This window comes from Nocardia sp. NPDC004604, assembly GCF_040609795.1.
Lineage (GTDB): Bacteria > Actinomycetota > Actinomycetes > Mycobacteriales > Mycobacteriaceae > Nocardia.
On record NZ_JBEXLC010000016.1, the window covers coordinates 75,761 to 82,096 of the forward strand.

Below are 6,336 nucleotides of genomic sequence, written 5' to 3' on the forward strand. Positions count from 1 at the left end.
CATGCAGGCACCCACCGTCGGCTTCATCTATCCCGACCACGCGGCCGAGGACGACTACCCGCTGGCCGCGGCGGTCCTCGGCACGCGACTGCCGGTGGCCCATATCTACGGCACCGATCTGCACGCCATTGCGGAACTGCTCGATCTGGGTAGTCCCGACAAGCTGCGCCACGGGGCCGAATTGCTCGCGCCCGAGCGGCCCGCGGCGGTCGTGTGGGCCTGCACCTCGGGCAGCTTCGTGTACGGGCCGCAGGGCGCACGCGATCAGGTGCGGGCGCTGGCCGCGGCAGCGGGGGTACCGGCATCCAGCACCAGCCTCGCCTTCGTCGCAGCGGCGCGGGCGCTCGGCGTGCGGCGCGTCGCGGTCGCCGCGAGCTATCCGGACGATGTCGCGCGACTGTTCGTCGACTTCCTGGCCGACGCCGGAATCGAGGTGGTCGCCCAGTCGAGCGCCGGAATCGATACCGCCGCCGAGGTCGGCACGCTGACCGCCGCGCAGGTGCGCGAACTGACGCTCGCCAACGATCACCCCGACGCACAGGCCCTGCTGATTCCCGACACCGCCATGCACACCATCGCGGTGCTCCCGGAACTCGAGGCCGCGCTCGGCAAGACCGTGTTGACCGCCAATCAGGTCACCATCTGGGAGGGTCTGCGGCTCATCGGCGAAGTGCCGACAGCTGCGGCGCTCGGCTCCCTCTTCTCGGAAAGGCACAGCTATGTCGGTCGTTGATTTCGAGCCGGTGAACCGGCAGTCGACGGCGGAGATGATCGCCGACCGGCTGCGCGAGGCGATCATGCGCGGCAATCTCGCGCCCGGTGCGCAACTCGGGGAAGCCGATCTCGCAACGCGATTCGGGGTATCGCGCGGTCCGGTGCGCGAGGCCATGCAGCGACTGCTCACCGAGGGCCTGCTCTACAGCATCCGCAACCGCGGCATCTTCGTCATCGAACTCACCATCGACGACGTCGTCGATATCTACCGAGCCAGAACCGCCATCGAAGGCGGCGCGCTCGCGCTGATCCTCGACGGCCGCCGCGATATCGCCCACACCGCCCTCGAACCCAGCGTGACCACCATGCGCGCATGTGCCGAAACCGGCGACGCCGCAGGAGTTTCCGACGCCGACCAAGCCTTCCACGAAGCCCTTGTCGAGAGCGCGGGCAGTCCACGCCTCGTCCGCGCCGCCCGCACCCTGCTCATCGAGACCCGAATGTGCTTGGGCGCCTTACAGACAACGTATCCGGACCTGCGCGAGCAGGCCCAAGAGCACGTCGAGTTGCGCGACGCCATCGGCTCGGGCCCGGTACGCCGAGCGCGAACCCTACTGGTCGAGCACATGGACGACGCGGTCCAGCGCCTGCGCGGCCAGATCGCGACAAGAATGTAATGTAGCCGATCCTGTTGCTTCACTGATCGTTTCGCGGGCGACCTCATCCGGGTGGCGAACAATCTAGCCATCCAGTGCGAATCGTGCTCGCGGGCCCACGTAATCCGCCGAAGACAGCTCGCGAGACTGGTGCCGTTACCACCCAGCTGCTTCGCGACCACGGCGGAGGAACAAATCGGCAAGGGCGCTATCGCCGCGAAGATCCGCAACGTTCTGGCATTCTTCCGCCCAGTAATCGGAGAGTCCGGCATCGAATTCCGCCTGCATAAGACCAACCTGTACAACTCGATATACCGATTCGATGACGAGATGATCGTTAACATGCACGTGTACCGCCGAATGGCGCCGCAGGCCCCCGCGATGCACCTTCGTCAACTGTCCGGCGGTAGCTTGTTCACCGTCTATGCCGAGAGCTTCGAAGAGGTTTGGAAGTCGTCCAAGATCGTATCCGTGCCGCTGGAGAACGACGAGGATGAGGAGGGTTGAGCATTGGCACGTACGGAGTTCTTCAATGACCCGAACGCCCCCAGGGCCAACAGCATTGTTGTGGCGGCCACCGCGTTCATTGTGGACGGCGACGATCGGGTCTTGCTGCTGCAGCGCAGTGACAATGGTCTCTGGGCACCGCCTGGAGGCGCGCAAGATTTCGGAGAGTACATCGCCGATGCGGCAGTCAGGGAGACTCGCGAGGAAACCGGCATCGATGTCCAAATAACCGGCTTGGTTGGCATCTATACAAATCCTCATCACGTCATGGCGTATTCGAACGGAGAGGTCCGACAGCAGTTCGCAATCTGTTTTCGAGCAGTGCCGATCTCCGGCGCACTGCGCACAAGTCCGGAGTCACCTCGCGTACGGTGGGTACGCCAAGACGAGCTTGACAGCCTGGACATTCACCCGTCGATTCGCCTTCGAATCGATCACGGGTACGCGAACCTACCGGAGCCTTACATCGGTTGAGTAAGGTTTCGAACTCGACTCTCGGTTCTGATCACGGAAGCAAGTAAATCTGCACGGGCCTCCTCGATGAATTCGAAGACCACACTTCCCTTTCCGTACCGTGCGAGAATCTCGGACAGCCGCTGCTCGACCGTCACTTCGTCGCCATCTGGACTGGTGGTCATGTCGCAATACCAGAGTGCATCTCGCAGTGGCGACAGCCCTTCGTCAGGAAATCGCCCGAGAAGGTCCTGGTCGAGTCCACGAATCCGTGCTTCACGGATCGCACAGGAGTGATGGGCGACCAACCCACAGAGACGATCACTCCAGCCTGTGGCGTGCAGGAATTCAGCCCCGTCCAGCGGGTGGAATCTTGTCGTTGCAAGCGGTGGCGCGTAGCCAATGTCGTGAAGCCAACAGGCCGCTTCTAGCAATTCACCCTCGACACCGAATGCCGGTGCGACGCGAGCACCCTGCCGCGCAACGCCGGCCACATGCCGCCACCGACGAGGCAGCTCCTTGCCAAGGTACTTCTGCGCAAGTTCCCGGGCATCGCTCACAAGTCCGCTCACCCTCACGACGGTACTCACGAACGCGAGCCTCGAGTCCACGGTCGGCGCAGTGGCTCTGTTCGTCTTCTCTGGGAAGTTCGACAGCACTCAGCTGTCGTTCGGGGCAGGGTTGTTCGTGAATTTCGCCAGCAGTCAGCTCGGGTCGGGTCGGTGGCGGCGTCGGGGCTCACGCGGGTCTGTCACGATGTGATTCGTGATCGAGCGGGATGAGCTGGTGCGTGCTGCCGCGCGTAACAATGCGTCGTGGTGCGAGGCGATGTGCCGGTCATATGGGATAGCAGGCAAGCTCGACGCCACCATGTGGGCGAGTGGATGTCGGACGCCGCCGCTGTATCCGGATGCAGTGACGCTCAGTCCGCATGCGTCCGCCGAGGACATCCTGGCGCGGATCGACCGCGAGATGCCCGGCGCCTCGGTCAAGGATAGCTTTGGTTGCCTAGACCTGAGCGATGCCGGATTCGGCGTGCTGTTCGAGGCGCAGTGGATATATCGACCGGCCGATCGGCCGCTGCCCGCCTCACCGAAGCAGGTGTGGACCCCGGTGAACGACCCCGATGAGCTGGCAGTCTGGGCAACGGCTTGGGATCGGAACCAGTTGGCCGACAGTGTATTCCGGCCGGAACTGCTGGTCGAAGATTCGGTCTCGGTGCTCGGCAGATGGAATGGTGACCGAGTCGTCGCCGGGGCGGTTGTGCATCGCAGCGAGACGATGGCGGGTCTGTCTAATATGTTCTATTCGGGTATTGGGGCTCAGGACGCGTGGGCCGAGTGTTTGACCACGGTCGCCCGGCTGTGGCCAGGTCGCAGCATTGTCGGATATGAGCGGGGACAGGACTTGGCCGCCGCTGTTCGCAACGGGTGCTGGTCTATCGGAGCGCTGCGGGTCTGGCTCGCCTTGGCCTAGACGAGTCAGTCCGAAGTCCGGTCAGTGGTCCCTAGTACTCCAGTAGGGATTCGTTAAGGTGCGGTGCGGTGCGGCGCAACGTGGGTGGTGGTTCGTTTCGTCGCTGGTAGTGGCATGTTTTGGCGTGGTGTTGATGTCGTCGTCGCCATGTGGAGTAGCGCAGTCGGTGGGTGAGGTCGCGGATCGGTGCGGCGATAAGAGCTGCTATGAGGTGACGTATCTCGTTGCGGGTCAATGGGATCTGGTCGAGCGAGGTGGGTTCGGTGTGGTTTTGGGTGGTGGCGGCGACGGTGAGGAATGCGTGGGCGAGCATTGCCAGCAGGGTCCAGCGGTGCCAGGATTTCCAGGTGCGGACCTGGTGTTGGTCAAGCCCGGTCAGTCATTTGCCGGTTTGGAAATCGGTTTCCACCGTCCAGCGCCGCCCTGCGACCTTGACCAGCGTGGTCAGTGTCATCGGCGTGGGTGCGTAGCAGCGGTAATAGGCTATTTCGCTGGTGCGGTTGTTGCGGCGGATCAGCAGCCACCGATGTCCGGGAGCGTTGGCGCGGGGCTTGATGTCGATCCAGGCCCAGTCGTAGAGTCGTGACCCTTTGGCCCCGTTACCAGCGGAAATCTGTTGCCATGCGCGGCGTGGCACGGACGCGGCGAGGGCGTCTGCGCGGAACCGGCCGGCGGCGGTGTCGATGCGGCGGTCGCAGCCGATGGCCATCACGTAGCCGACGCTGCGTGCCTCCAACTGCTCTCTCAGGCCAGGGTCGTTGCCGTAGACTTCGTCGCCGGCGACCCAGCAGGCCGCGACACCGTTGTCCAGCGCTCGGGTGATCATTCGGGCGGCGAGCGCGGGTTTGGTCGCGAACTCGATCTCGGCGGGTATCCCGGCGCGGCGACATCTTTCGGAGTCATCGGTCCAGGATTTCGGCAGGTAGAGCTCCCGGTCCAGCAAGGTGTGCCCGACATCGGTGGCGTAGTTCAAATACAACCGCGACCTGCGCGTTCTCGATCCTCCCGGCGGTGCCGGTGTATTGGCGTTGCACACCAACAGTGTGGCTGCCCTTCTTAAGGTCGCCCGTCTCATCGACCGCCAGGACGGCGTCGGTGTCGCCGAGATGCGCGATCACGAACTCGCGCAAGTCATCTCGAACACCCTCGTCGTCCCACGACGCCCGCGACAGCAAGTCCTGCATCGCATGCGGGGTGTCGTGGCCGGCGTGTTCGGCGATCGTCCAACAATTCTTCACCGGCAGCTCCGAGACGAGCCCTCCGACGAAGTCCCTCGCTGTGCGGCGGGTCTCGACTCGACCGAACCGGCCCGCGATATGTGACATCAGCTCGTCGAATACCACCGAGCACCGGCCAAGGCTTATCCTGTGAGCCACGGCCACCACGCGTTGTCTTTGATCCACACAAATCCGAGATGATCGGGCGGTGGCCGCCTCACATCCCGAAGCCACGCCGCAACGTAACCTGTTGCGCTGCTTACGCTCTCACCGCCACCACGTCAGCCCGGCCGACATGTGACCCGGCCTGCGGGCGCAGCCTTCAGCGACGACATCACCAAGCCCTACCAGACTTCTGTAGCCGAGGTGCAGGCGGGTGACGCCGCGGTCAACGCCAAGCCGAGTTCCGGCTCGGGTGCCATGGACCGAACAACGTCGACTCATAAGGCTCACCGTCGCAAAGCAGCTCAAAGTCTGGCCGGGTGGCCGACACCATAGCGTGCAGCCTGCCCAGCAGCACCGCAGGCGGGGCCAGGTCGAACGACAAAGCGCGCGCGGCGCGCTCCCGATGGTCGGCCAAGCCGGGGTCGGAGGCTTGTTCGTCGCGAAGCAGGAACGCGAGGGTGGCCCCCATGACCGCGAGATCGCCGCCGCCGGAATACCCCAAGCAGTCGTGCCACGACGGCAGACCGATCATGATCTGCAGCGCCTCGGCAAGACCGCGTCCGATCACTGCTGCCGAACCCTCGGAAGAGGCGTACAGCACCGGACGAATCGCCGCAGTCTCCCCGCAGAGGAAGAACGCGCCGCCAGTCCAGTCACCCGCTACCGGCGTCAGCGGCAGGCCGGAGGCAAGTCGGAAACCTCCCGCTCCGTTGTGCGCACGTTCCAATGTGAAATGCCACACCCGCCACACCAAGTCTGCAAGGTCGGCATCCGCCGCAACCGTTTCGATGACCTCCTGGTCGAGCACCCCCGAACGCTATCAACCATCGCCGCAAACAGCGACCGGCGGTCACAGGTCAAAGTGAACAGGGCCTCAGGCCGGGATATCAACGACAGAATCCACTACCAGCACCGAACAGCATGAACATCACGAACTACTGCTGGAGTACTAGCACGACAGTTGTATTTCGTTGTTTCATAATCGGTTTCGTTGATGTCGCAGCTGCCGCGCGTGTGCTTGGTGTCGGCGTCGCCAGTTGCAGTATCGTCGCCAGAAAAGTTAAATAATTCACTTTTCTTTCTTTTATTTTAAGCTCTAGGATGAAATTGATTATACATTTGTCTTATTTGGGATTTAGACACATGTG

General features: G+C 63.3%; 7 protein-coding genes and 1 pseudogene. 5 read left to right on the plus strand and 3 right to left on the minus strand.

Translation table 11 applies throughout. The features are described 5' to 3' along the window. Position 1: 1 nt before the first annotated feature. From ABZW16_RS08850 to ABZW16_RS08865, 4 genes are all read left to right on the plus strand, one after another. Complete coding sequence (locus ABZW16_RS08850; protein WP_354953742.1) at positions 2 to 733, plus strand: maleate cis-trans isomerase; 732 nt, start codon at positions 2 to 4, stop codon at positions 731 to 733. Beyond that, on the plus strand, positions 720 to 1,391 hold the full coding sequence (locus ABZW16_RS08855) for a GntR family transcriptional regulator (RefSeq protein WP_354953744.1): 672 nt from the start codon (positions 720 to 722) through the stop codon (positions 1,389 to 1,391). The genes ABZW16_RS08850 and ABZW16_RS08855 overlap by 14 nt, the downstream gene beginning before the upstream one ends. A 129-nt stretch (positions 1,392 to 1,520) precedes the next feature. Further along, entirely contained in the window at positions 1,521 to 1,877 is a 357-nt protein-coding gene (locus tag ABZW16_RS08860; protein ID WP_354953746.1) for a hypothetical protein, read from the plus strand. Positions 1,878 to 1,880: 3 nt separating this feature from the next. Then, a complete protein-coding gene (locus tag ABZW16_RS08865) occupies positions 1,881 to 2,351 on the plus strand; it encodes an NUDIX domain-containing protein (protein WP_354953748.1) in 471 nt (156 codons plus the stop codon). Here the strand turns inward: ABZW16_RS08865 and ABZW16_RS08870 are convergent. Next, positions 2,339 to 2,902, minus strand: coding sequence for an HD domain-containing protein (locus ABZW16_RS08870; protein ID WP_354953750.1), 564 nt, complete (start codon positions 2,900 to 2,902; stop codon positions 2,339 to 2,341). The genes ABZW16_RS08865 and ABZW16_RS08870 overlap by 13 nt on opposite strands. A gap of 193 nt (positions 2,903 to 3,095) precedes the next feature. On the opposite strand from ABZW16_RS08870, the gene ABZW16_RS08875 reads away from it, so the two are divergent. Continuing rightward, positions 3,096 to 3,806 (plus strand): hypothetical protein, encoded by a 711-nt coding sequence (locus tag ABZW16_RS08875; protein ID WP_354953752.1) that lies wholly within the window; start codon positions 3,096 to 3,098, stop codon positions 3,804 to 3,806. A 31-nt stretch (positions 3,807 to 3,837) separates the two neighbouring features. Here ABZW16_RS08875 and ABZW16_RS08880 read toward each other — a convergent pair. Continuing rightward, a pseudogene (locus tag ABZW16_RS08880) lies at positions 3,838 to 5,131 on the minus strand (IS701 family transposase). A 280-nt stretch (positions 5,132 to 5,411) separates the two neighbouring features. After that, entirely contained in the window at positions 5,412 to 5,996 is a 585-nt protein-coding gene (locus ABZW16_RS08885; protein WP_354953754.1) for a hypothetical protein, read from the minus strand. Between the last annotated feature and the right edge of the window lie 340 nt (positions 5,997 to 6,336).